At 59.0% G+C, this 23,742-nt stretch carries 24 protein-coding genes; 9 read left to right on the forward strand and 15 right to left on the reverse strand.

Annotated features, from left to right (window positions below):
• The first annotated feature begins 7 nt into the window (after nt 1–7).
• Together cmoA and cmoB are read left to right on the forward strand one after the other, a co-directional pair.
• Nucleotides 8–751: a carboxy-S-adenosyl-L-methionine synthase CmoA gene (gene cmoA / locus AABC73_RS22930; RefSeq protein ID WP_341521089.1), complete on the forward strand. Its 744-nt coding sequence runs from the start codon at nt 8–10 to the stop codon at nt 749–751.
• A complete protein-coding gene (gene cmoB, locus AABC73_RS22935; protein WP_341521090.1) occupies nt 748–1,707 on the forward strand; it encodes a tRNA 5-methoxyuridine(34)/uridine 5-oxyacetic acid(34) synthase CmoB in 960 nt (319 codons plus the stop codon). The genes cmoA and cmoB overlap by 4 nt, the downstream gene beginning before the upstream one ends.
• A 114-nt stretch (nt 1,708–1,821) precedes the next feature.
• Here the strand turns inward: cmoB and pdxJ are convergent, their stop codons facing one another.
• From pdxJ to rpoE, 11 genes are all read right to left on the reverse strand, one after another.
• Entirely contained in the window at nt 1,822–2,568 is a 747-nt protein-coding gene (gene pdxJ / locus AABC73_RS22940; RefSeq protein ID WP_341521091.1) for a pyridoxine 5'-phosphate synthase, read from the reverse strand.
• 50 nt (nt 2,569–2,618) lie between these two features.
• Nucleotides 2,619–3,302: a DNA repair protein RecO gene (recO, locus tag AABC73_RS22945; RefSeq protein ID WP_341521092.1), complete on the reverse strand. Its 684-nt coding sequence runs from the start codon at nt 3,300–3,302 to the stop codon at nt 2,619–2,621.
• Between the two features lie 92 nt (nt 3,303–3,394).
• Nucleotides 3,395–4,297, reverse strand: coding sequence for a GTPase Era (gene era, locus AABC73_RS22950; protein ID WP_020288887.1), 903 nt, complete (start codon nt 4,295–4,297; stop codon nt 3,395–3,397).
• Nucleotides 4,290–4,979 (reverse strand): ribonuclease III, encoded by a 690-nt coding sequence (rnc, locus tag AABC73_RS22955; RefSeq protein WP_020288886.1) that lies wholly within the window; start codon nt 4,977–4,979, stop codon nt 4,290–4,292. Before rnc ends, era begins: the two co-directional genes overlap by 8 nt.
• On the reverse strand, nt 4,976–5,353 hold the full coding sequence (locus AABC73_RS22960; protein WP_341521093.1) for a DUF4845 domain-containing protein: 378 nt from the start codon (nt 5,351–5,353) through the stop codon (nt 4,976–4,978). Before AABC73_RS22960 ends, rnc begins: the two co-directional genes overlap by 4 nt.
• Nucleotides 5,354–5,466: 113 nt before the next feature.
• Complete coding sequence (gene lepB, locus AABC73_RS22965) at nt 5,467–6,321, reverse strand: signal peptidase I (protein ID WP_341521094.1); 855 nt, start codon at nt 6,319–6,321, stop codon at nt 5,467–5,469.
• A gap of 9 nt (nt 6,322–6,330) precedes the next feature.
• Complete coding sequence (lepA, locus tag AABC73_RS22970) at nt 6,331–8,127, reverse strand: translation elongation factor 4 (RefSeq protein ID WP_065835464.1); 1,797 nt, start codon at nt 8,125–8,127, stop codon at nt 6,331–6,333.
• Nucleotides 8,128–8,298: 171 nt separating this feature from the next.
• Nucleotides 8,299–9,702, reverse strand: coding sequence for a DegQ family serine endoprotease (locus AABC73_RS22975; protein WP_341524311.1), 1,404 nt, complete (start codon nt 9,700–9,702; stop codon nt 8,299–8,301).
• 332 nt (nt 9,703–10,034) lie between these two features.
• A complete protein-coding gene (locus tag AABC73_RS22980; protein WP_341521095.1) occupies nt 10,035–10,997 on the reverse strand; it encodes a MucB/RseB C-terminal domain-containing protein in 963 nt (320 codons plus the stop codon).
• Between the two features lie 8 nt (nt 10,998–11,005).
• Nucleotides 11,006–11,599: an anti sigma-E factor RseA C-terminal domain-containing protein gene (locus AABC73_RS22985; protein WP_341521096.1), complete on the reverse strand. Its 594-nt coding sequence runs from the start codon at nt 11,597–11,599 to the stop codon at nt 11,006–11,008.
• A gap of 31 nt (nt 11,600–11,630) precedes the next feature.
• The gene (gene rpoE, locus AABC73_RS22990) at nt 11,631–12,212 is read right to left on the reverse strand and encodes an RNA polymerase sigma factor RpoE (RefSeq protein ID WP_020288878.1); all 582 of its coding nucleotides are present in this window, start codon (nt 12,210–12,212) and stop codon (nt 11,631–11,633) included.
• Nucleotides 12,213–12,710: 498 nt separating this feature from the next.
• On the opposite strand from rpoE, the gene nadB reads away from it, so the two are divergent.
• Nucleotides 12,711–14,327: an L-aspartate oxidase gene (gene nadB, locus AABC73_RS22995; protein WP_341521097.1), complete on the forward strand. Its 1,617-nt coding sequence runs from the start codon at nt 12,711–12,713 to the stop codon at nt 14,325–14,327.
• On the opposite strand, the gene AABC73_RS23000 is transcribed toward nadB, so the two are convergent.
• Together AABC73_RS23000 and AABC73_RS23005 are read right to left on the reverse strand one after the other, a co-directional pair.
• Nucleotides 14,296–14,763 (reverse strand): protein YgfX, encoded by a 468-nt coding sequence (locus AABC73_RS23000; RefSeq protein WP_341521098.1) that lies wholly within the window; start codon nt 14,761–14,763, stop codon nt 14,296–14,298. The genes nadB and AABC73_RS23000 overlap by 32 nt on opposite strands.
• Nucleotides 14,747–15,001, reverse strand: a complete 255-nt coding sequence (locus AABC73_RS23005) for a succinate dehydrogenase assembly factor 2 (RefSeq protein ID WP_341521099.1) — start codon at nt 14,999–15,001, stop codon at nt 14,747–14,749. The genes AABC73_RS23000 and AABC73_RS23005 overlap by 17 nt, the downstream gene beginning before the upstream one ends.
• A gap of 143 nt (nt 15,002–15,144) precedes the next feature.
• Between AABC73_RS23005 and AABC73_RS23010 the strand changes: the two genes are divergently transcribed.
• Both AABC73_RS23010 and AABC73_RS23015 read left to right on the forward strand, forming a co-directional pair.
• Entirely contained in the window at nt 15,145–16,086 is a 942-nt protein-coding gene (locus AABC73_RS23010) for a folate-binding protein YgfZ (protein ID WP_341521100.1), read from the forward strand.
• Nucleotides 16,087–16,189: 103 nt separating this feature from the next.
• Nucleotides 16,190–17,011 (forward strand): HDOD domain-containing protein, encoded by an 822-nt coding sequence (locus AABC73_RS23015; protein ID WP_341521101.1) that lies wholly within the window; start codon nt 16,190–16,192, stop codon nt 17,009–17,011.
• Nucleotides 17,012–17,086: 75 nt separating this feature from the next.
• On the opposite strand, the gene AABC73_RS23020 is transcribed toward AABC73_RS23015, so the two are convergent.
• Nucleotides 17,087–18,475, reverse strand: a complete 1,389-nt coding sequence (locus tag AABC73_RS23020) for a sensor histidine kinase (RefSeq protein ID WP_341521102.1) — start codon at nt 18,473–18,475, stop codon at nt 17,087–17,089.
• Nucleotides 18,462–19,139, reverse strand: coding sequence for a response regulator (locus AABC73_RS23025; RefSeq protein ID WP_341521103.1), 678 nt, complete (start codon nt 19,137–19,139; stop codon nt 18,462–18,464). The genes AABC73_RS23020 and AABC73_RS23025 overlap by 14 nt, the downstream gene beginning before the upstream one ends.
• Nucleotides 19,140–19,612: 473 nt before the next feature.
• Here AABC73_RS23025 and AABC73_RS23030 point away from each other — a divergent pair, with 473 nt between their 5' ends.
• The 4 genes from AABC73_RS23030 to AABC73_RS23045 all read left to right on the forward strand — a co-directional run bounded on the left by AABC73_RS23030 (nt 19,613) and on the right by AABC73_RS23045 (nt 23,682).
• On the forward strand, nt 19,613–20,617 hold the full coding sequence (locus AABC73_RS23030) for a tripartite tricarboxylate transporter substrate binding protein (RefSeq protein WP_341524312.1): 1,005 nt from the start codon (nt 19,613–19,615) through the stop codon (nt 20,615–20,617).
• Between the two features lie 61 nt (nt 20,618–20,678).
• Entirely contained in the window at nt 20,679–21,137 is a 459-nt protein-coding gene (locus tag AABC73_RS23035) for a tripartite tricarboxylate transporter TctB family protein (RefSeq protein WP_341521104.1), read from the forward strand.
• A gap of 3 nt (nt 21,138–21,140) precedes the next feature.
• On the forward strand, nt 21,141–22,655 hold the full coding sequence (locus AABC73_RS23040; RefSeq protein WP_341521105.1) for a tripartite tricarboxylate transporter permease: 1,515 nt from the start codon (nt 21,141–21,143) through the stop codon (nt 22,653–22,655).
• Nucleotides 22,648–23,682, forward strand: a complete 1,035-nt coding sequence (locus tag AABC73_RS23045) for an AbrB family transcriptional regulator (RefSeq protein ID WP_341521106.1) — start codon at nt 22,648–22,650, stop codon at nt 23,680–23,682. Before AABC73_RS23040 ends, AABC73_RS23045 begins: the two co-directional genes overlap by 8 nt.
• The last annotated feature ends 60 nt before the right edge of the window (nt 23,683–23,742 follow it).

Below are 23,742 nucleotides of genomic sequence, written 5' to 3' on the forward strand. Positions count from 1 at the left end.
AACTGCCGTGAGCAAAGAACCCGACCGCCTATTCGCCCAGCCCCTTGCCCAGGTGCCGGACTTCGCCTTCAACGAGGACGTGGTGCGGGTGTTCCCGGACATGATCAAGCGCTCGGTGCCGGGTTATCCGACGATTGTCGAGAACCTCGGCGTGCTCGCCGCGCAATTCGCGCAACCCAATAGCGTGCTGTACGACCTGGGCAGCTCGTTGGGTGCCGTGACTCAAGCCTTGCGCCGCCATGTGCGAACCGAAGGCTGCAAGGTCATTGCTGTGGATAACTCGGCGGCCATGGTTGAGCGCTGCCGTGAATACCTCAATGGGCAGGACTCGATGTTTCAGGAGTTGCTGCCGGTGCAGGTCATCGAAGGCGACATTCTGGCCCTTGAGTTCCAGCCAGCCTCGGTGGTGGCGCTCAATTTCACCCTGCAATTCATCGCCCCCGAGCTGCGTCTTACCCTGTTAAGCCGCATCCGCCAGGCGCTGGTACCGGGCGGCGCGCTGATTCTGTCGGAGAAGCTGCGCTTCAATGACGAACAGGAACACGTTCTGCTCACTGATCTTCACGTCGCCTTCAAGCGCGCCAACGGCTATAGCGAACTGGAAATTGCCCAGAAACGCAGCGCCATCGAAAACGTGATGAAGCCCGACAGCCTCGACGAACACCGCCAGCGCCTGCTTGATGCAGGTTTTTCCAAGGTAGTGCCCTGGTTCCAATGCCTTAACTTTGCCTCGTTGATTGCCCTGCCATGATTGATCTCGCTCCTCTGGTCCGCCGCCTGGCGGGCACTCCTCTGGCTGAATGGGCCAATGGCCTGCAAGCGCAGCTCGATACCAAGATGACCAAGGGCCACGGCGATCTGGAACGCTGGCAAGGTGCGCTCAATGCCCTGCCCGACTTGATGCCGACCCGCGTCGATCTGGCGGACAGCTTTACCTTGGACGCCGAATGCGACGGCGAAACCCGCACTCAGGTGCGCAAGGCGCTGTTGGGCCTGTCGCCGTGGCGCAAAGGGCCGTTCGATGTGTTCGGCGTGCATGTGGATACCGAATGGCGCTCGGACTGGAAGTGGTCGCGGGTTTCCCCGCACCTGGACCTCAAGGGCAAGCGCGTCCTGGACGTCGGCTGCGGCAATGGTTATTACCAGTGGCGCATGCTCGGCGCCGGGGCTGACAGCGTGATTGGTGTCGATCCGAACTGGCTGTTCTTCTGTCAGTTCCAGGCCATGCAGCGCTTTCTGCCCGACCTTCCAGCCTGGCATTTGCCATTCACGCTTGAGGATCTGCCAGCACGGCTCGAAGGCTTCGACACGGTATTTTCCATGGGCGTGCTGTATCACCGCAAGTCACCCATCGATCACTTGCTGGCCCTCAAGGACTGCCTGGTCAAAGGCGGCGAATTGGTGCTGGAAACCATGGTGATCGAGGGCGACGTGCATCAAGTGCTGGTCCCGGAGGACCGCTACTCGCAGATGCGCAACGTCTGGTTCCTGCCTTCGGTGCCCGCGCTGGAGCTGTGGCTGCGCCGTGCCGGCTTCGTCGATGTGCGCTGCGTGGACGTCAGCGTGACCACGGTCGAGGAACAGCGCGGCACGGAATGGATGCGTTTCCAGTCCCTGAGCGACTTTCTTGATCCGGATGATCACAGCAAAACCGTGGAAGGCCTGCCCGCGCCGATGCGGGCAGTGATTGTGGGGCGTAAGCCTTGATCTCTGCAGATCCGGTAGGAGGGGACTTGTCCCCGAAGACGCCAGTGCAAGCGCTGAAGATCTTCCTCGGCATACCTGACGCTTTCCCGGCTAAAGCCGGTCCCACAGGCTAGGTTAACCTCTATAAGCCGCTGCCAAAATCAACGCTTTCATCTCCGCCACCGCCGACTTGAAGCCCACGAACAGCGCGTGAGCAACCAGTGCGTGGCCGATGTTCAGCTCATTCACGCCCTTGATCGCCGCAACTGCTTCGACGTTGTGGTAATGCAGGCCGTGCCCGGCGTTGACGATCAAACCTTCAGCCAGACCAAAGGCGACGCCATCAACAATGCGTTGCAGCTCGTCGGCGACTTCCGTCGGGGTTTGCGCGTCGGCGTAACGGCCGGTGTGCAGCTCGACGGCAGGCGCGCCAACACGCTTTGACGCGGCGATCTGCCGCTCATCGGCATCGATGAACAGCGACACTTCACAACCGATTCTGCTCAAGCGTTCAACCGCCGCCTGAATGCGCGCTTCCTGCCCTGCGACGTCAAGGCCGCCTTCGGTGGTCAATTCCTGACGTGTTTCCGGAACCAGGCAGACATGCGCCGGTCGCAGGCGCTCGGCGAAAGCCAGCATTTCCTCGGTCACGCCCATTTCGAAATTCATGCGGGTTTGCAGCACATCCTTGAGCAGCAGCACATCACGCTCCTGGATATGGCGGCGGTCTTCACGCAAATGCACGGTGATGCCATCGGCACCCGCCTCTTCGGCATCCAGCGCGGCCTTGACCGGGTCCGGGTAACGCGTGCCCCGGGCCTGACGCAACGTGGCGACGTGATCGATGTTTACGCCAAGTAGGATGCGAGTGCTGTGAGTCACGGGTGTCTCCTGAAAGATGGGCGGAACAGGTCGGTGAGCATAAAGCCTGTTTACGGCTTGCGAAACAGTTCGCGACTGACTAATGGACGGCCGCCCAGGTGCACGGCCAATGCCTGACGCATCAGCCGCTTGGCGGCGGACAACGCACCCGGCGCGCTCCAGTCGGCTTCGGCCATGGCCAGCAGCTCGACGCCCTGGAACAGACCGGGCTGCAACAGATACACCCGCTCCAGCCCGGCGTCCACTTGCAGACGGTACATGCCGTCGCTGGCCAGCGGTTCGCCATTGATATCCATATCCAGCGCAAAACCGTAGCCCAGATCGTCGAGCAGGCGCCATTCGAAAGAACGCAACAGCGGTTCCAACGGACGACCTTCGGCCAGAGCCAGCAAAGTTGCAGCGTAGTGAGCAAAAACGGCGGGATGAGGATCTTCAGCGGGCAGCAGGCGGATGATCAGCTCATTGAGGTAAAGGCCGCTGAACAGCGCCTCGCCCACCAGCCAGCTGGCAACGCCCGAGGCTTCCATACGCCCGACATTCTTCAGTTCGCCACGGCCACGAAACTCGATTTCCAGCGGCACAAACGGGCGCGCCAGCGTGCCAGCCTTGCCACGCGCACTGCGCAGCACGGCCCGCAAGCGACCTTGCGGCGTGAGGAAGTCGACGAGTGCGCTGTTCTCACGGTACGCCCGGCTGTGCAACACGTAGGCAAGTTGGCCGATGGGCGCGCTCATTGTTCAGGCAGGCTCGAAAGAGACGAAGACAACGCAGGATTGTGACTGCCAATGGCAGAGCGCAGCAAAGGCTCCACCATTGGGCATTGAGCTTACAGGTCGCCGTAGCCCAACGAACGCAGGGCGCGCTCGTCGTCGGACCAGCCGCCTTTGACCTTGACCCAGAGATTGAGCATGACCTTGGAGTCGAACAGCAGCTCCATGTCGCGGCGCGCGTCGGTGCCGATACGCTTGATGCGCTCGCCCTTGTCGCCAATGATGATTTTCTTCTGACCGTCACGTTCGACGAGGATCAAGGCGTGAATATGCAGGGTTTTGCCCTGCTGCTTGAACTCTTCGATTTCAACGGTGATCTGGTACGGCAGCTCGGCACCCAACTGACGCATGATCTTCTCGCGAACCAGCTCGGCGGCCAGGAAGCGGCTGCTGCGGTCGGTGATCTGGTCTTCCGGGAAGAAGTGCTCGTTTTCCGGCAAATGCTTGGCGATCAGGGTTTCCAGCGCTTCGAGGTTGTGCCCGTGCTGCGCGGAAATCGGCATGATCGACGCATTGGGCAGCTGACCCTGCAGCCATTCCAGGTGCGGCATCAGTTCGGTCTTGTCTTCCAGGCGGTCGGTCTTGTTGATCGCGAGGATCACCGGGCCCTGCACGTACTGCACGCGCTCCAGCACCATCTGGTCTTCGTCGGTCCAGCGCGTACGGTCAACCACGAAAATCACCACATCGACGTCTTTCAACGCTGCTGACGCGGTCTTGTTCATGTAGCGGTTGAGCGCTTTTTCACCGTTCTTGTGCATGCCAGGGGTATCGACGTAGACCGCCTGGATGGCGCCTTCGGTCTTGATGCCCAGCATGTTGTGACGGGTGGTCTGCGGCTTGCGCGAAGTGATCGCCAGCTTCTGACCCAGAATATGGTTGAGCAGCGTGGATTTGCCCACGTTCGGGCGGCCGACAATGGCGACATAGCCACAGCGTGTTGCGATTGAATCATTCATGGCCGTTCTCCACGCCAAGGGCAATGAGTGCTGCGGCCGCTGCTACCTGTTCGGCAATACGACGGCTGACACCCTGACCCCGGCTTTTTTCATTCAATAAGGTGATCTCGCATTCGACGAAAAAGGTTCGGCAATGCGGTTCGCCCTGGATATCCACCACTTCGTAACGCGGCAGGTCACAGGCACGCGACTGGAGAAACTCCTGCAGCCGGGTCTTTGGATCTTTGTTGGTGTCGACCAGCGTCAGGCTGTCGAACTCGGTGGTGAGCCAGTCCAGAACCCGCTCACGCGCCGCGTCCATGCCGGCATCGAGGTAGATCGCACCGATCAGCGCCTCAAGTGCATCGGCAAGAATCGACTCGCGACGAAAACCGCCGCTCTTCAGTTCGCCGGAACCCAGACGCAGGTATTCGCCCAGATCGAAACCACGGGCCAGCACGGCCAGGGTCTCGCCTTTGACCAGCCGCGCCCGCAGGCGTGACAACTGGCCTTCGCGAGCCTGAGGGAAGCGGTCGAACAAGGCTTCGCCGGCCACGAAGTTGAGAATGGCATCACCGAGGAACTCCAGACGCTCGTTGTTGCGCCCGGCGAAGCTGCGGTGAGTGAGGGCCAGGACCATCAACTCCTGATCCTTGAAGGTATAGCCGAGCTGACGCTCCAGGCGACTCAACGAAACGCTCACGGTTTACCCACGCTGAATGTGTCGTCGAACTTGACCACCAGATCGATATTCTGGATCAGTGCTTCACGCTTCTCGTATTTCAAATGGGCGAGAAACTTGTTGTTTTCCACCGTCACACTTAACACCTTGTTCAAATCCAAATCCCGAATACTGTTGACCTGCATGCTTTTACCGACATAACTGTAGAAATCGCTGACCGTACTGATATCCAGGGAAGGGTTGGTCTCGACCGCCTCAATGGCGCTTTTGAGCGACCGGTGGTCGAGATAATGCGGGATCAACTTGAATGTCACATTGACGACAAACGCTAACAGCGCCAGCGCCAATAGCCATCCCACAAACGACAACCCTTTCTGCGAACCGGCGACTTTCATATAAAACCTCAAGGATAGCCCGTCGAAAGCGGTCGACAGGATTGCTCCAATGCGACACCGATTCGAGCCAGCCCAAATGACATACGGCGCTGTATCACACAGCGCCGCATCGATTACTTGATCAACCCTACCCGCGAGAAGTTGGGCAGGTGACTCAGTTTAGGCTCAGGCCAGCTCATCCATACGGCGAACGCCTTGCCAACAATGTTCTTGTCCGGGACCATGCCCAGTTCGTCCTTGGGAATACTCGGATCATCCCAGTAACGGCTGTCGTTGGAGTTGTCCCGGTTGTCGCCCATCATGAAGTAATGCGCGGCCGGAACCGTCCACTCCCGATCAGGTGGTGCCCGATAACGGGTCATTTCCTGGCGGATCTGATGCTCGATGGCGCCCAGTTGCTCGTTATACAACTCTGCGCTGCCCAGGGTGCCCGGCTCGGTGCCGATCAACTGCTTGGCCACCAGCTCACCATTGACGTACAGCTTCTTGTCACTGGTGTAACGGATCTGGTCGCCCGGCAAGCCGACGACGCGCTTGATGTAGTTGACGCTCGGATCGCTCGGGAAGCGAAACACCATCACATCGCCACGCTGTGGATCGCCAATCTGAATGACTTTCTGGTCCAGCACCGGCAAACGAATGCCGTAGGAGAACTTGTTCACCAGAATAAAATCACCCACTCGCAGCGTCGGGATCATCGAGCCCGACGGAATCTGGAACGGCTCAACCAGAAACGAACGCAGGACGAGAACGATGAACAGCACCGGAAAGAACGATTTGCCGTATTCAACCAGCAAAGGCTCTTTGTTCAGGCGCTCGACAACCTCAATGTCCGGCTGGGTGACACTGCCTTGATACGTCGAGATGGCCGTCCGGCGACGAGGCGCCAGGACGATCAGATCGAGTAATGCCAGCAGACCGCAGACAAAAACAGCGATGACTAACAACAGCGGGAAATTTAGTGACATAGGACCTGACTATTCCAACCTGAGCACTGCAAGGAAAGCTTCCTGTGGAATTTCCACGTTGCCGACCTGCTTCATGCGTTTCTTACCGGCCTTTTGCTTCTCCAGCAATTTACGCTTACGGCTGACGTCGCCGCCATAACATTTGGCCAGTACGTTCTTTCTCAGCGCCTTGACAGTGGTACGCGCCACAACCTGCCCGCCAATGGCGGCCTGGATTGCCACATCGAACATCTGCCGAGGAATCAACTCTTTCATCTTCTCGGTCAACGCGCGACCTTTGTAGTTCGCGTTGTCGCGGTGAACGATCAATGCCAGGGCATCGACTTTCTCACCGTTGATCAGCACATCGAGCTTGACCAGGTTTGCGGACTGGTAACGATCGAAATGATAGTCCAGCGACGCATAACCACGGCTGACCGACTTGAGACGATCGAAGAAGTCCAGGACCACTTCGTTCATCGGCAGGTCGTAGCTCACTTGCACCTGAGTACCGAGGAACAGCATGTCGTGCTGAACGCCGCGCTTTTCAATGCACAGCGTAATGACGTTCCCGAGGTGCTCCTGGGGCACAAGAATATTGGCCCGCACGATCGGCTCGCGCGTATCTTCGATGGTCGACAGATCCGGCAGCTTGGACGGGTTATCGACGTAGATCGTTTCCCCGGTCTTGAGCAGCAGCTCGAAAATTACCGTCGGCGCGGTGGTGATCAGGTCCAGGTCGTATTCGCGTTCCAGACGCTCCTGGATGATCTCCATGTGCAGCATGCCGAGGAAGCCGCAACGGAAGCCGAAGCCCAGTGCGTCGGAGCTTTCCGGCGAATACTGCAGCGACGAGTCGTTCAGCGTCAGCTTCTGCAGGGCTTCACGGAAGTCTTCGAAGTCGTCGGAGCTGACCGGGAACAGACCGGCGTAAACCTGCGGCTGAATGCGCTTGAAGCCAGGTAGCACTTCGACATCAGGCGTGGTGCTCAAGGTCAGGGTGTCGCCGACCGGCGCGCCGTGAATGTCCTTGATACCGGCGATGATGAAGCCTACTTCACCGGCTTTCAGGTCAACCGTGGCCGTGTGCTTGGGGGTAAACACGCCCACGCTGTCGACCAGGTGCATCTTGCCGGTGGATTTGACCAGAATCTTGTCGCCCTTGCGGACCCGACCGTGACGCACACGTACCAGGGAAACAACGCCCAGGTAGTTGTCGAACCAGGAGTCGATGATCAAGGCTTGCAATGGCGCTTCGATATTACCGGTAGGCGCCGGAATGGTATGAACCAGACGCTCCAGCACTTCGTCGACGCCCATGCCGCTCTTGGCGCTACAGGCCACGGCGTCAGTGGCATCGATGCCGATGATCTTCTCGATTTCTTCCTTGACGCGGTCCGGATCGGCCTGCGGCAAGTCCATCTTGTTCAGCACCGGCATGACCTCAAGGCCCTGCTCGATGGCGGTATAGCAGTTGGCTACCGACTGGGCTTCAACGCCCTGGCCCGCATCGACCACCAGCAGCGCGCCTTCACACGCGGCCAGGGAACGGCTGACTTCATAGGTGAAGTCCACGTGGCCCGGGGTGTCGATGAAGTTCAGCTGGTAGGTTTTGCCGTCGTTGGCCTTGTAGTGCAGCGTGACGCTATGGGCCTTGATGGTGATCCCGCGCTCGCGCTCGAGATCCATGGAGTCAAGTACCTGGGCTTCCATTTCGCGCTCGGACAAGCCGCCGCACATCTGAATGAAACGGTCGGCCAGCGTCGACTTGCCATGGTCAATGTGGGCGATGATGGAGAAATTGCGGATATGACTCAAATCACTCACGGATCAACACTCAAAAAGGTTGCAGGCAGTTTACCCGCCGAAAAATAGCCGGGAATTGTACCTGAAGTAACGCCGGGGCGTCACGTTCACAGGCGAGCGGATCGGCATTAGCCTTGGTGGCGCGCATAAGAAAGGGCGGTAATGACCGCCCTCTCTGGCTAACGCAAGCGGCTACTCCGCAAGCTTGAAGGTAATGAAGCTGGCGCGACCCTGACGCAGTACACGCAGGGAAACCGAACGATTCTTCGGCAGGCCTTTTGCCACCTCGGTAAAGTTCTTGGCCGAGGAGATCGCCTGATTGTTCAGGTGAGTGATCACATCGCCAGGTTGCAGGCCGATCAGGGAAGCAGGACCTTCCTGCACTTCCTTGATGATGACGCCGCCCTTCAGGTCGAGGCTTTTCTGCTGCTCGGCGGTCAAATCAGCTACGGAAACGCCCAGACGATTGCTGCTGCGCTCCGCGCCTGCACCGTCTGCCGCAGCCATCTCCTGACCTTCATCCGGCAGGGCGCCGACCGTTATGTCCAGCATCTTGCGCTTGCCTTCACGGATCACGTCCAACTGGACCTTGCTGCCGTCCTTGAGATTACCGACGATTTGCGGCAAGTCAGCCGACATCACAATCGGATGACCATTGGCGTTGAGAATCACGTCGCCCACTTGCAGGCCGCCTTTCGCAGCAGGGCCGTCTTCAAGTACCTGGGCAACCAGTGCACCGGCCGGCTTGTCCAGACCAAACGATTCAGCCAGGTCCTTGTTGACCTCCTGAATGACGACGCCCAGCCATCCGCGATTCACCTTGCCGCCAGCCTTGAGCTGATTGGCTACGTCCATCGCGACGTTGATCGGAATGGCGAACGAAAGACCCATGAAGCCGCCGGAGCGCGTGAATATCTGGGAGTTGATCCCGACCACCTCACCCGACATGTTGAACAGTGGACCACCGGAGTTGCCCGGATTGATCGCAACGTCAGTCTGGATGAACGGCACGTATGTGTCGTTGGGCAGGCTGCGCCCTTTGGCACTGACGATCCCTTTGGTCGCCGAGTGATCAAAACCAAACGGCGAACCGATAGCCAGTACCCACTCGCCTACCTTCAGCTTCTCGGAGTCGCCCAGTTTCACCGTTGGCAAATCCTTGCCTTCGATCTTCAGCACTGCCACGTCGGTACGTGGATCAGTGCCGACCAGCTTGGCTTTCAGCTCACTGCGGTCGGACAGGCGAACCAGAATTTCGTCAGCGCCTTCCACCACGTGATTGTTGGTCAGGACATAGCCGTCAGCGGAAATGATGAAACCTGAACCGAGGGATTGTGCTTCACGCTGGCGATCCCCTTTTGGCGAGCCCGGCGCGCGTGGGCCTTGGTTAGGCATGCTGCGCTCAAGGAATTCGCGCAACATCGGCGGCAGACCTTCGAGATCCGGCATCTGTCCGGCGACCGCACGATCCGGCAATTTCTGACGGGTACTGATGTTCACCACCGCGGGCGACGCTTGCTCGACGAGCGTGGTGAAATCCGGCAACGCCTCGGCCTGGGCAGTAGCAACCTGCCCCAACATCAGCACGGCGGCCATCAGTGAAAGGTAGGACTTAAAGCTTGGTATTAACATACGGCTCCCGTTAACGACGAGCATGGTTAAGCAATACAGATCGAACGACACAATGGCCCGCATGAAGCACTCGGAAAAAGCGCGCGACCATCAGTCAGCATTTTTTGGCTCGGAAACAACAAAGGCCAGAGCTGCGAAGCTGTGACCTATAGAAAAAAACGAAGATTTTTGCAACTTGCATACCTCACCAAACGTTTCAGCGAGTGACTCAAAGGCCTCGAAAAGCCAGTCTATACGGCGTATCGAGCCCAAGATGAAAGCTTTTACATCTTGGGCCTGGATCATCGTCACGCAGACTACTTTTTGCTCGGCGGGACGTCGGCGCTGCGCATGGAAAGCGCAATACGCTCGGCAGTACCAATCGGTATTTCGCCGACAACCGTCACCATGGCATCGCCCTTGGGCGTCGTCAGGCGTCGTGATACTGCCACGGTTGGACCGAGCTGCGTGCGGATGTCGGTGACCGTCGCGGCACTTACCGGCTCGATAAACACCGAGAACCGCGAAAGACCGTCGTCATACATAAGGCTGGAGACCAGCACTTTTGAGGTCGGGTCCATACGAGATGTATTGCTGGTCAGCTCGAAGCCGGGCGGTGTCCATTCGGAACGCCACGGACCGGGTTTGCCGGGTACTTCAGGCTTGGCCTTGGCCAAATCGACTGGCTTGCAATCTGCGCTTGGCTGCAAGACCTGATCGGTCGGGATATCGGCTGTGTCGAGTTCGGTAAACTGAAAACGCTCCAGCAACTGCCCCTTTTCGCTTAACAGCAGCGATTTGAGTGGCAATCCGGTTTCGTTATCCAGATGCAATTCGATACCGAATCGATGCTGATCCTTGGGCGTCATGGCGATAATTGTCGCCGGACGGCCAGCCACTCTCGACTTGCCGACAGTTTTCATGTCGTACAAGGCCGAAAGCTTCTTGAGATCGAATGTTCTTGCCGGGGAATCAGGCAGATTGCTGACGCCCGCTTCAAGAGTACCGCTGACGCATTGGGTCAAACCGTCGACGCGCAACACTTCCTGCGCGGAGCCATCCAGCTGAAGCAGATGCTCCCTGACCTTGCCACCGACGACGCGGTGCCAGATCCGATGGGTAGAAAAACTACCATTGCGCTCGTAAACGAAAGTACCTTGAAAACTTTGTTGTTGCTGCGCCTGCGCAAGACGCTTGAGCATATCTTGCGCATCATCGGCATGAGCGGGGAGGACAAGCCACCCACCCAACAGCAACGGCAGTAGAGGGACGGCGCGCATGATCCTCCTTAACGGTTTTCCAGGCTGGCGGCGCGAGCGTAAGGCAGAGCGCTTTCAGTCCCCTTCAACGCAGCTTGCTGAGCGTGTTGACGCAGGTAACCCGGCAAACGCTGATCATGCCAGCCAGCCTGGTTCTGCAATACACCGTTAGCCATCGGGCCAGGTGCCTGCTCAGAGCTTTCCGTGTACCCAGCCAACACTGCCGGACCCTTCACTTGCGGGGTAGACAGGGCAGCAGGTTGTTGAGTCTGCTGTGCAAGTTGCGCACCGGCAATCTCGTCCTGGTTGTACAAGCGAACGCCAGCCAATACCGCAACGGTGACGGAGGCAGCGACTGCCAAACGACCCAGGCTACGCCAAGGACCACGACCGGCCTTGAGTGGGCTGACTTCATCGGCGATTGCGGCGGATACAGCAGCCGTAATGTCCAGATGAGGGATCAAAAGCTCTTTATGCATGGCTGCACGGGCAATCTGATAACGAGACCATGTGGCACGTGTGTCCGCATCGTCAATGGCATTTAATACCCGACGTAATTCCAATTCGTCCGCTTCGTTATCCATCACCGCGGACAGCGATTCCTGCAGGGCTTCACGACTCATGGCGGTTCCTCTCTTGGCTATCGCCGCTGTCTCAGGATTCCTGCAACAAAGGCTGCAGGGCTTTATCGATGGCTTCCCGAGCGCGGAAAATCCGAGATCGCACGGTACCCACCGGACATTGCATGACGCTGGCAATGTCCTCGTAACTCAGACCATCGAATTCACGTAAAGTTAGAGCCGTACGCAAATCTTCTGGCAGCAGCTGGATGGTTCGATGGACAGTTCCTTCGATTTCATCCCGCAGCAATGCTCGCTCTGGGGACTCGATGTCCTTGAGGCCATGATCGCCGTCGTAGAACTCCGCATCTTCAGACCTTACATCGCTATCTGGTGGCCTCCGACCTCTGGACACCAAATAGTTTTTCGCCGTGTTAATGGCGATGCGGTACAGCCAAGTGTAAAAGGCGCTGTCTCCGCGAAAGTTTCCAAGCGCGCGGTAAGCCTTGATAAAGGCTTCTTGCGCAACGTCCTGGGCTTCATGGGTGTCGTGCACAAACCGCACGATCAACCCGAGAATCTTGTGCTGATATTTCAGCACCAACAGATCAAAAGCTCGCTTATCGCCGCGTTGTACGCGCTCGACCAGCTGCTGATCCTCTTCCTGGGTTAGCATGAACACTCCTCATTGAGCTTAAAGGAGCATTGCAGCGGCCATTGTATCGGCTTGCATATATAGACTCGGGCTTCTCGCAAAAGTTCTCCCCCTCCAAGCAAGTTTCCGGCTGACACTCTAGGCCTGCACGAAAAACGCAGCTCGAACTAGGTCGGCTGCGCGAATAATCTTGTCGTCGAAATCGCTGGCAGTGGCTGTAAATAGCCCCGCATTAAGCCGACGCTGTCCTTTTAAAGGCAACCTGCTATTGAGCCCGGGCCATATCAAAAAGTTCCCAGATTTAACAATCAGGTGTAAGACCCACTTTACCTTTCCTGTAGGAAAAACTACCTAACGCCGTATTACTCGGCGTCACAACCAACAGGAAATGGGTATGCACGACGCTTTGGACTGGCGCACAATCCCAAGCCGCTATGGTTTCACAATGCCATAAAAGTGCGGCCATTGTGCCGATCCACCCATACTTATACTAGTGGCCGCTTGATGCGGAATTCAGACATGAGCCAACATTTCCAACACGATGTACTGGTGATCGGCAGCGGCGCGGCAGGCTTGAGCCTTGCATTGACATTGCCCGCTCATCTGAGCGTTGCGGTTTTGAGCAAAGGTGAGCTGGCCAATGGCTCCACATTCTGGGCTCAGGGCGGCATTGCTGCCGTGCTGGACGACACTGACACCGTGCAATCCCACGTCGAAGATACCCTCGATGCGGGCGGCGGCTTGTGCAACGAAGACGCCGTGCGATTCACCGTTGAGCATAGTCGTGAATCGATTCAGTGGCTGATCGATCAAGGCGTGCCGTTCACTCGTGACGACCAGACCAGCACGGAAGACGGCGGATTTGAATTTCACCTGACCCGCGAAGGCGGTCACAGCCATCGACGCATCATCCACGCGGCGGATGCGACCGGTGCCGCGATATTCAAGACATTGCTGGCAAGGGCGAAGGAGCGGCCGAACATCGAGCTGCTGGAGCAACGTGTCGCGGTCGATCTGATCACCGAACGACGTCTGGGCCTGGATGGTAAACGCTGCCTCGGCGCCTATGTCCTCAACCGCAGCAGCGGCGAAGTCGACACCTATGGCGCTCGCTTCACAATCCTGGCGACCGGTGGCGCGGCCAAGGTCTATCTCTATACCAGCAACCCTGACGGCGCCTGTGGCGACGGCATTGCCATGGCCTGGCGCTCGGGTTGTCGGGTGGCGAATCTGGAGTTCAACCAGTTCCATCCAACGTGCCTCTACCATCCGCTGGCCAAGAGCTTTCTGGTGACCGAAGCGCTGCGTGGCGAAGGCGCCTACCTCAAGCTGCCCAATGGCGAACGCTTCATGCAGCGCTTCGATCCTCGCGCCGAACTGGCGCCGCGCGACATCGTGGCCCGGGCCATCGACCATGAAATGAAGCGCCTGGGTATCGATTGCGTCTATCTGGATATCAGTCACAAGCCGGCAGACTTCATCAAGAGCCACTTTCCGACGGTTTACGAACGCTGCCTGGAATTTTCCATCGATATCACCCGCCAGCCGATCCCGGTGGTTCCGGCTGCGCACTACACCTGCGGCGGCGTAATGGTCGACGAGCATGGGCGCACCGATGTACCGGGCTTGTACGCCATCGGCGAAACCAGCTTCACCGGCCTGCATGGCGCAAACCGCATGGCCAGCAATTCGCTACTGGAATGCTTTGTCTACGCGCGGTCCGCAGCGGCCGATATTCTGCGGCAATTGCCCGAAAGCTCGGACCCGCAAAGCCTGCCCAGCTGGGACGCCAGCCAGGTGACCGACTCGGATGAAGACGTGATCATTGCTCACAACTGGGATGAACTGCGGCGCTTCATGTGGGACTACGTCGGGATCGTCCGCACCAACAAGCGCCTGCAACGCGCCCACCATCGGGTGCGCATGCTGTTGGATGAAATCGACGAGTTCTATAGCAATTACAGGGTCAGCCGCGATCTGATTGAGTTGCGCAATCTGGCGCAAGTAGCCGAGTTGATGATCAATTCAGCCATGGCACGCAAGGAAAGCCGTGGCTTGCATTACACCCTGGATTACCCGGACATGCTGCCCGAGGCGCTGGACACTATTCTGGTGCCGCCCACCTACGTCGGCTGAACTTCAAGCGCACACGCAGGCGCCGGTGCTCGTCCGGCGCCATTGCATCGCGGGGAATGCACAGCCCGCGCACCCATCGCGAACCTGAACCGCCCTTGCCCGCCAGCCGAAAACGCAGCACCACGAGCAGCGGCAGCGCCATGCTGTCACGGCGCAACTGCACAGCTTGCCAGCCATCACGGCGATTCCACAGCTGCCACCCTTCGGCATTACGCCGCAGCGCGGTAAATGCCGAAGAACTGCCAAGCGAGATCCGGCGCGGAATGATCCAGCACGCATGAGCGACGCACAGCAAGACACCGCCGAGCAAAGCCCACGTCGGGATATCCAGTAAATAAAGTGCAATCAAAGCCAGCAACTGGGCGCCAAGATAAGCCGCAAGCAGCCAACGGGACGGCTGCCAGCGGCATTCGAAACGATCATGCAGGCTGGACACGATCCAGAATCATGCGAACCATGCGCTGCAGCTCGGCGTCTTCGGACTCCGCGCGCTGCATGAACCAGCCGAACATATCCTGGTCCTCACACGTCAGCAGGCGGCGATACAGATCGCGGTCCACATCATCAAGCGTTGGGTAGACTTCCCGGACAAAGGGCACCAGCAGCACATCCAGTTCAAGCATGCCGCGGCGACTGTGCCAGTAAAGGCGGTTGAGTTCGACGTCTTCGACCATGGAGCGCTCCTCAAAATAGGCGGCGAGTATACAACCGCAGGCCAGCGGCGCGAACCGCACAATGGTCGCAGTAGTTTTCATGTACACATAATGAACACTGGGCACTATCATGTGCCCCAGACTTTTAAGGCCCGCGAAGACCCATGTCCGATTCAGCTTTCTTCTGCCCGCTTTCCCACGAAGGGGTCCTTGCCGTACGCGGCGTGGACGCCAGCAAATTCCTGCAAGGACAACTGACCTGCAACCTCGATTACCTGAGCGACGCAAAAGCGACCCTGGGTGCGCGCTGCACGCAAAAAGGCCGCATGCAGTCGAGCTTCCGCATCCTGCTTGAAGGTGACGGGTGCCTCCTGGCGATGGCCAGTGAGCTGATCGAGCCACAGCTGGCCGACCTGAAGAAATACGCGGTGTTCTCCAAGTCGAAACTGAGCGACGAGAGCGCTTCCTGGCTGCGCTTTGGCCTGCAGGACGGTGACGGCGCTCTGGTCAGCCTGGGCCTGGATCTGCCGCAGGACACCGACTCGGTTGTTCGCGACAACGACCTGATCGCCATCCGCGTCTCACCGGCCAGAGCCGAACTCTGGGTTCGCGCCGAGCAAGCCGCCGATATCCGCTCGCGTCTGGCAGCACAATTGCCCGAAGGCACGCTCAACGACTGGTTGTTGGGGCAGATTCGTGCAGGTATCGGACAAGTGGTAGGGAGCACGCGGGAGGAGTTCATTCCGCAAATGTTGAACCTGCAAGCGGTCGGTGGCGTGAGCTTCAAAAAGGGCTGCTACACCGGCCAGGAAATCGTTGCGCGCATGCAATACCTGGGCAAGCTCAAGCGACGCCTGTACCGGCTGACACTCTCGGAACAGAGCGCTCCAGAGCCAGGCACCGCGCTGTTTTCTCCGGTTCATGCCAGCGCCGTGGGTAACGTCGTGCTCGCTGCCCGGACGCAGGAAGGCGTCGAATTACTGGCTGTTTTGCAGGCCGATGCGGCTGAAAGTGGCGATATCCATCTGGGATCGGTTGAAGGCCCGACGCTGCAACTGGCCGAACTGCCTTATACCCTGGACAGCAAACTCGAAACCCAGCGCTGAAACCAAACGAACGCCTGGGTTCGGTCAATGTCTGCTTATCTGCCCCGCCTCCGCCCCTCCGGGTCTGGAGGCCCCAGACTCCCCTTCGCCAACGAGATGCGACATGAGTGAAATGGCTGACGAAGTGCAGAGGAACTTGATCAAGGCCATCGATCGAGATGCCTTGTTTCTGCCTACCCTGCCGGAAGTAGCACTGAAAATTCGTCTCGCCGCAGAGGACACGGAGATAAGTATTGCTGCCCTGAGCAAAGTCATCGGCAGCGATACGGCGCTTTCCGCGCGACTGATCAAGGTGGTCAACAGCCCCTTGCTGCGCCCCAACTTTGAAGTCAGTGACGTCAACACTGCCATCACTCGGCTGGGCGTGATTTACAGCTGCAATCTGGCCATCGGCCTGGTGGTCGAGCAAATGTTCCACGCCAAGTCGTCCGTGGTCGAACGCAAAATGCGGGAAATCTGGCAGCAAAGCCTGCAAGTGGCGGGCATCAGCTACGCGCTCAGCAGTCGACGCGCGCACCTCCGACCTGATCAGGCGACGCTGGCCGGTCTGATACATTTGATCGGCGTGCTGCCGATCCTGACCTATGCCGAAGACCACAATGAGCTGCTGTCCGACGAGGTCAGCCTCAATCATGTGATCGAGCAGATTCATCCAGTGATTGGCGAACGATTGCTGCGCTCATGGGACTTCCCCGAGCCGTTGGCTTTGGTGCCCGCCAGATTCCAGGACTTCACCCGCGTCTCGCAACGTGCCGACTACATCGACCTGGTGCAGGTCGCTACGGTGCATCTGCATCAAGGAACCGGGCATCCGTACAGCCAGATCGAGTTGAACAGCCTGCCGGCGTTTCATCAGCTGGGGCTGAACCTGAGCGGCGGTCACCTGAGCGCCGAAATGGATGAAGCCAAGCTCATGCTTTATTGAGCTGCATCTCTCGTCGAACAACACACACCTTCTGATTGAAAAGCGACCTGTTGGAGCTGGTGTTTGAGGCTGGTTTTACTGGGCCGCTACAAAGCTGACCCGCACTTTCAAACCCTGCTGGGCGCCGTCATGCAAACTGATCTGCGCCAGGTGCGCCCGGCAAATCTCGCCAACGATGGCCAGCCCCAACCCCGATCCGCTGCCCTGCTGGCGGCTGCGATAGAAGCGCTCGAAAACACGGTCGCGCTCGGTTTCAGGTATGCCGGGGCCGTCATCTTCAACCTCGAGAATGCCCGGAGCGCTGACCCGCAGAATCACATTGCCACCCGACGGCGTATGCGCCAGGGCATTGTCGATGAGGTTGCTCAGCAATTCGTTGAGCAGGGTGGGTTCGCCCCGCAGCCAGACCGGATCATCAGCCTCCAGCGCCAATGCAACACCATGCGCGTGTGCCAACGGCGCCATGGCCATGCCGAGTTCGCGGGCCAGCTGGCTCAGGTCCAACAGTTGTGCGCCACCTTCGGCAATGGCTCGGGCGCCGTTTTCAATACGTGCCAGCGACAGCAATTGATTGGCCAGATGGGTCAGTCGATCCGTGCCTTGGGCCGCGCTTTCGAGGGTCGTGCGCCAATCGGCGGGCTCTTGCGAGCGCAGACCCAACTCGACCCGAGCCTTGAGTGCGGCCAGCGGCGTGCGTAGTTCGTGAGCGGCATCGGCTATGAACTGCGCCTGACGCTCGAACTGCTGCCGTAGACGCTCGGTGAAGTGGTTGAGCGCGCTGACCAGCGGGCGCAGCTCGTGCTGGACTTCGACCAGAGGCAATGACCGCAAATCATCCGGCTGACGCTCTTCAACCTCGGTGCGCAACCGCTCTAGCGGGCGCAATGCCGCACTGACAGTGAACCAGACCAGCAACAACGCCCCCGCGCCAAGCATCCCCAGACGCAACAAGGTATCAGCCATCAGACCACGCGCCATTCTGACCCGAGCTTCCTCGGTTTCTGCGACACGTATCTCCGCCATGCCGTTCATGTTCGGCTCGCTGACCGGCTTGAGCAGGCTGACCACCCGCACATCCTGGCCCTGATAGCGGGCGCTGTAGAAACTGGCCAGCGCCGGGTAGTCATCGGTGCGCAAAGTGCCGGGAGGCGGCGGCGGCAGATTTTCGTAGCCCGAGATCAACTGTTTATTGATGTCATTGACCTGGTAATAAATGCGCCCGACGCTGTCGTAAGCAAAGGTGTCCAGGGCGATATAGGGCACATCGGCGCTCAGCGTGCCATCGCGCTGGGAAACCCCGGCAGCGATGGTTCGCGCCGACGCCAGCAGCGTCCGGTCGTAAGCGGTGTCAGCGGCTTCCCGGCCATTCCAGTAAGCGCTCAGGCCGCTGGCCAGCATTAACACCGTCAACAACAGCCCGAGATTCCACAGTAAGCGCCAGCGAAGACTGTTATACCGGCTCATCGCGACTTTCCAGCAGATAGCCCAGGCCGCGGAAAGTCACGATGCCCACCGGTTGGCCGTCGAGTTTCTTGCGCAGGCGATGCACGTAGATTTCGATGGCGTCGGCGCTGGCTTCTTCATCCAGGCCGAACACCTGGGAAGCCAGCTGTTCCTTGCTCATCACTCGACCGGGCCGCGCAATCAGTGCCTCCAGCACGGCCTGCTCCCGGGAAGTCAGGGTCAGTAGTTCTTCGCCGAGGGTGAAACGCCGGGTATCGAGGTCGTAGACCAATACGCCGCAACGTTGCTGGCGCTCGCCGCCCAATACACTGCGGCGCAGCAGCGCCTTGACCCGCGCTTCCAGCTCGGAAAGCTCGAACGGCTTGGCCAGATAGTCATCGGCGCCCAGATTGAGGCCATGGACGCGATCCTTCACATCGCTGCGTGCAGTCAGCATCAACACCGGCAGGTTTTTGCCTCGCCCGCGCAAACGCGCCAGCACTTCAAAACCATTGAGTCGCGGCAAGCCGACATCAAGGATGGCGACGGCATATTCCTCGCTGCTCAGCGCCAGATCGGCGGCAACACCATCGTGCAGGACATCCACGGTCAAGCCCGCGCTTTTGAGCGCCTGTGCCACACTTTCAGCCAGTTGCGGATGATCTTCGACGAGCAGAACACGCATCGACTTCTCCTGATTGCGTGACATTAAGAGCGCGGAGTTTACAGGCGCGCCGCGACCTGTGAAGCACGAACCGCCTGCGAACTCATTTTAGTTGGCACTTGAAAGGTAGCTGAAAGGTTTGTGAAAGCTTCGCTGTTTAGCATCGCAAAAAGGCCCGCAAGTCGGGACCGAAAGCAAAGCGCCACGATGCGCTTTCACAATAAGAACAAAAAATGAAAAACGGAGTTACCCATGAGCAAACCCATGACCAAGCCTGGGTTGTCAGCTGTTTCGAATTCACCCCCCTCTTCTCGTTCCTCCTCGACCTTTGCCAGCGTTAGCTTGCAGCGTGGACTTTCTGCGTCCGCTCGCCCGACTGCGAGTTCGTCTGATCGCCTCCGATGAAGCGTTTCGCCTGAACCGTCGGTTGCTGCACTGCGTCACTGCTTCAACGTCTAAAAAGCAACATCCAAAAACAACAACTCTTCTGGAGACTGACCATGAACTTGTCTTTGCGTCGTTTCGCTGTAGCCGCTGGTTGCATGATGCTCGCTACCCAGCTGTTCGCCGATGAACCCAAGGAAGCCAAGGAACCCAAGCGCCCTGAATGCATTGCGCCCGCCTCGCCGGGCGGTGGTTTCGACCTGACGTGCAAACTGGCGCAGAGCGCGCTGATGGACGAGAAAATTCTTTCCAAGCCAATGCGCGTGACCTACATGCCCGGCGGCGTTGGCGCAGTGGCCTACAACGCGGTGGTCGCTCAGCGCCCTACTGATGCCGGCACGCTGGTGGCGTGGTCCAGCGGCTCGCTGCTGAACCTGGCCCAAGGCAAATTCGGTCGTTTCGATGAAAACGCCGTGCGCTGGCTGGCGGCGGTGGGTACCAGCTATGGCGCCATCGCGGTGAAAGCCGATTCGCCGTACAAAAACCTCGATGATCTGGTCAAGGCTCTCAAGGCTGACCCGAGCAAAGTCGTGATCGGCTCTGGCGGCACCGTCGGCAGCCAGGACTGGATGCAGACCGCACTGATCGCCAAGGCCGCCGGTATCAACCCGCGTGACCTGCGTTATGTCGCCCTTGAAGGCGGCGGTGAAATTGCCACCGCTCTGCTCGGCGGCCACATTCAGGTGGGCAGCACCGACATTTCCGACTCCATGCCGCACATCCTCAGCGGTGACATGCGCCTGCTTGCCGTATTCGCCGACAAGCGCCTGGACGATCCGGAAATGAAAAACATCCCGACCGCCAAAGAGCAAGGCTACGACATCGTCTGGCCGGTAGTACGTGGTTTCTACCTCGGGCCAAAAGTGACCGACGCCGAATACAACTGGTGGAAAGACGCTTTCGACAAGCTGCTGGCCTCGGAAGACTTCGCCAAGCTGCGCGGCCAGCGTGAACTGTTCCCGTTTGCCATGACCGGCCAGGAACTGGACACCTACGTGAAAAAGCAAGTCGCCGACTACAAGACCCTGGCCAAGGAATTCGGCCTGATTCAGTGATCGCCTGACTGACTAGCGGTTGCGCTCGCCAGCGAGGCGGCGCAACCCAGGAGCTTGCACCATGTTGATCCAACGAATTTTTGCCGCTTTTCTGCTGCTGGTCTGCGCCGGTCTGGCGTTGATGGCCTGGCCCTATAAAGCACCGTTTTCCTACGAGCCGGTCGGCCCACGGGCGTTTCCCCTGCTGATGCTGGGCCTGATGGGCCTGGCGCTGGTCTACATGCTGTTCCGCCCGACGCCCATCATTCACACCGAAGAAGACCCGAAGCTGGACCGCGAAACCATTATCAAGATCACCGCTTGCGTGATCTTGCTGCTGATTTTCGCCGGCCTGTTCGAACCGCTGGGCTTCATTATCAGCAGCATCCTGATCGGCATTCCCATGGCGCGCCTGTATGGCGGGCGCTGGGTGCCAAGCGTGATCGTGGTGATCTTGATGAGCATCGGCCTTTACCTTCTATTCGATAAAGCCATGGACGTTCCGTTGCCCCTGGGCTTGCTTGACGTTCTGGAGAACTGATCAATGGATACTTTCAGCTATCTCGGCCAGGGCTTCGGCGTTGCGCTGACGCCTTACAACCTGGTCACCGCCTTTTGCGGCACCTTGATCGGCACCGTCGTCGGCCTGCTGCCGGGTCTGGGCCCGATCAACGGCGTTGCGCTGCTGATCCCGATTGCCTTCGCGCTGGGTCTGCCTCCGGAGTCGGCATTGATCCTGCTGGCGGCGGTTTACCTGGGCTGTGAATATGGCGGCCGGATCAGTTCGATCCTGCTGAACATTCCGGGCGAAGCATCTACAGTCATGACCACCCTCGACGGCTACCCAATGGCTCGCCAGGGTCTGGCGGGTGTAGCGCTGTCGTTGTCGGCATGGAGTTCGTTCATCGGTGCGCTGATTGCCACGTGCGGCATGGTGCTGTTCGCCCCGCTGCTGGCGAAATGGGCGATCGCCTTCGGCCCGGCGGAATATTTCGTGCTGATGGTGTTTGCCATCGTCTGTCTCGGCGGCATGGCCGGTGATCGGCCGTTAAAGACATTCATTGCCGCGTTGATAGGCTTGTTTTTGTCGACCGTCGGCATCGACGCCAACAGCGGCGTGTATCGCTTCACCGGCGACAATATTCACCTGACCGACGGCATTCAGTTTGTGGTGCTGGTGCTGGGTCTGTTCTCCGTCAGTGAGATTCTGTTGCTGCTGGAAAAAACCCATCGCGGCCAGGAAGCGGTGAAAGCCACCGGGCGCATGATGTTCAACTTCAAGGAAGCCAGTTCGGTATTCGTGGTGAACCTGCGCTGCGGCGTATTGGGTTTTATCATGGGAGTGCTGCCGGGTGCCGGTGCGACGCTGGCAAGCGCTGTCGCTTACATGACAGAAAAAAGCATCGCGGGCAAAACCGGCAAGTTTGGTCAGGGCGACATGCGTGGTCTGGCAGCACCGGAAACCGCCATTGGCGGCGCGGCCTGCGGCGCTCTGGTGCCAATGTTGACACTGGGGGTTCCCGGATCGGGCACAACTGCGGTAATGATCGGTGCCTTGTCGCTCTATAACATTACCCCTGGCCCGATGCTGTTCCAGCAGCAACCGGACCTCGTCTGGGGCCTGATCGCCTCGTTGTTTGTCGCCAACGTCATGCTGGTGATCCTCAACATTCCGATGATCCGCATCTTCACCCGCATCCTCAATGTGCCAAATTGGGCGCTGGTGCCGGTTATCGCGATCATCACCGGGATCGGCGTCTACGCGGTGCACGCCACGACCTTCGACCTGTTCCTGATGGTCGGCATCGGTATCTTCGGTTACATCCTGCGCAAGCTGGACTTCCCATTGTCGCCCATCCTGTTGGGCTTCATCCTAGGCGGCCTGATGGAACAGAACCTGCGTCGCGCGCTGTCGATTTCCAATGGCGCGATGGAGATTCTCTGGTCAAGCCCGATCACCATCGGCGTCTGGGTACTGACCATCCTGATGCTGGTGTTCCCGCTGATCCGTATCTGGCGCAAACGTGCATTGCAGCGCAGTGCAGCGACCAGTGTCTGATCGACCCTTCAAAACCTGGTGGGCAACCCCGCTGGTCGGTCTGCTTGGCGGTTACCTCGCCAGCCAGGTCGGCTGGCCTTTGCCCTGGATGGTCGGCTCGTTACTGGCGATCATCCTGGTGCGTTGCCTGACCCCATGGCAACTGGCGGAAATCCCCGGAGGCCGTAAATGCGGGCAATGGGTGGTCGGCATCGGCATTGGCCTGCACTTCACCCCGCTGGTGATTGCCCAGGTCATGGCGCATTTCGGCCTGATCTTTTTCGGCGCACTGGTCACCAGTGTTTCCAGCGTCGTCGGGGTCTGGTTGATGCGGCGCAGCGGGGAAGATCGTGCTACCGCGTTCTTCTCGAGCATGCCCGGCGGCTCCGGCGAAATGGTCAACCTCGGCGCGCGTAACGGCGCCATTCTCAGCAGCGTCGCCGCCGGGCAAAGCTTGCGCGTACTGGCGGTGGTGCTCTGCGTTCCGGCCATCTTCAAATACTTGTTGGGCGATGGCACGCCGACCTTCCATGCGGGTTCCGTTGACTGGCGGTGGCTTGCGGTTTTATTTCCCCTGGGCGCGGCGGTGGCCTGGCTTTGGCAACGCTTGAAGCAACCCAATCCATGGCTGTTCGGCCCTTTACTGGTGAGCGCGACGGTCAGCATTGTCTGGGATCTGCACATCGGTTTACCGGACGGCGGCAGTCAGATTGGCCAATGGCTGATCGGCAGCGGTTTGGGCTGTCATTTCAATCGTCAGTTTTTCCGCCGCGCACCTGCGTTTATCGGCAAGACGCTGCTCGCCACCGCGCTGACCATGCTCATCGCCGCCCTCGCCGCGTTGGGGCTGAGCGCCGCAACCCATCTGGACCTGCGCTCACTGACCCTGGGCATGATGCCCGGCGGCATCGCCGAAATGAGCCTGACGGCGCAAGTGCTGCAACTGTCTGTGCCGCTGGTGACGGCGATGCAGGTGATGCGGTTGTTGTTTGTGTTGTTTCTGGCGGAACCGGTGTTTCGGTATTGGGATCGGCGAGAGCAATCCTGAATAACACCAGACCCCGTGCAGACTGCGTGGGAGCGAGCGTGCTCGCGAAAACGCCAGAAC

It is taken from the genome of Pseudomonas sp. G.S.17 (assembly GCF_038096165.1).
Taxonomy (GTDB): Bacteria; Pseudomonadota; Gammaproteobacteria; order Pseudomonadales; family Pseudomonadaceae; genus Aquipseudomonas.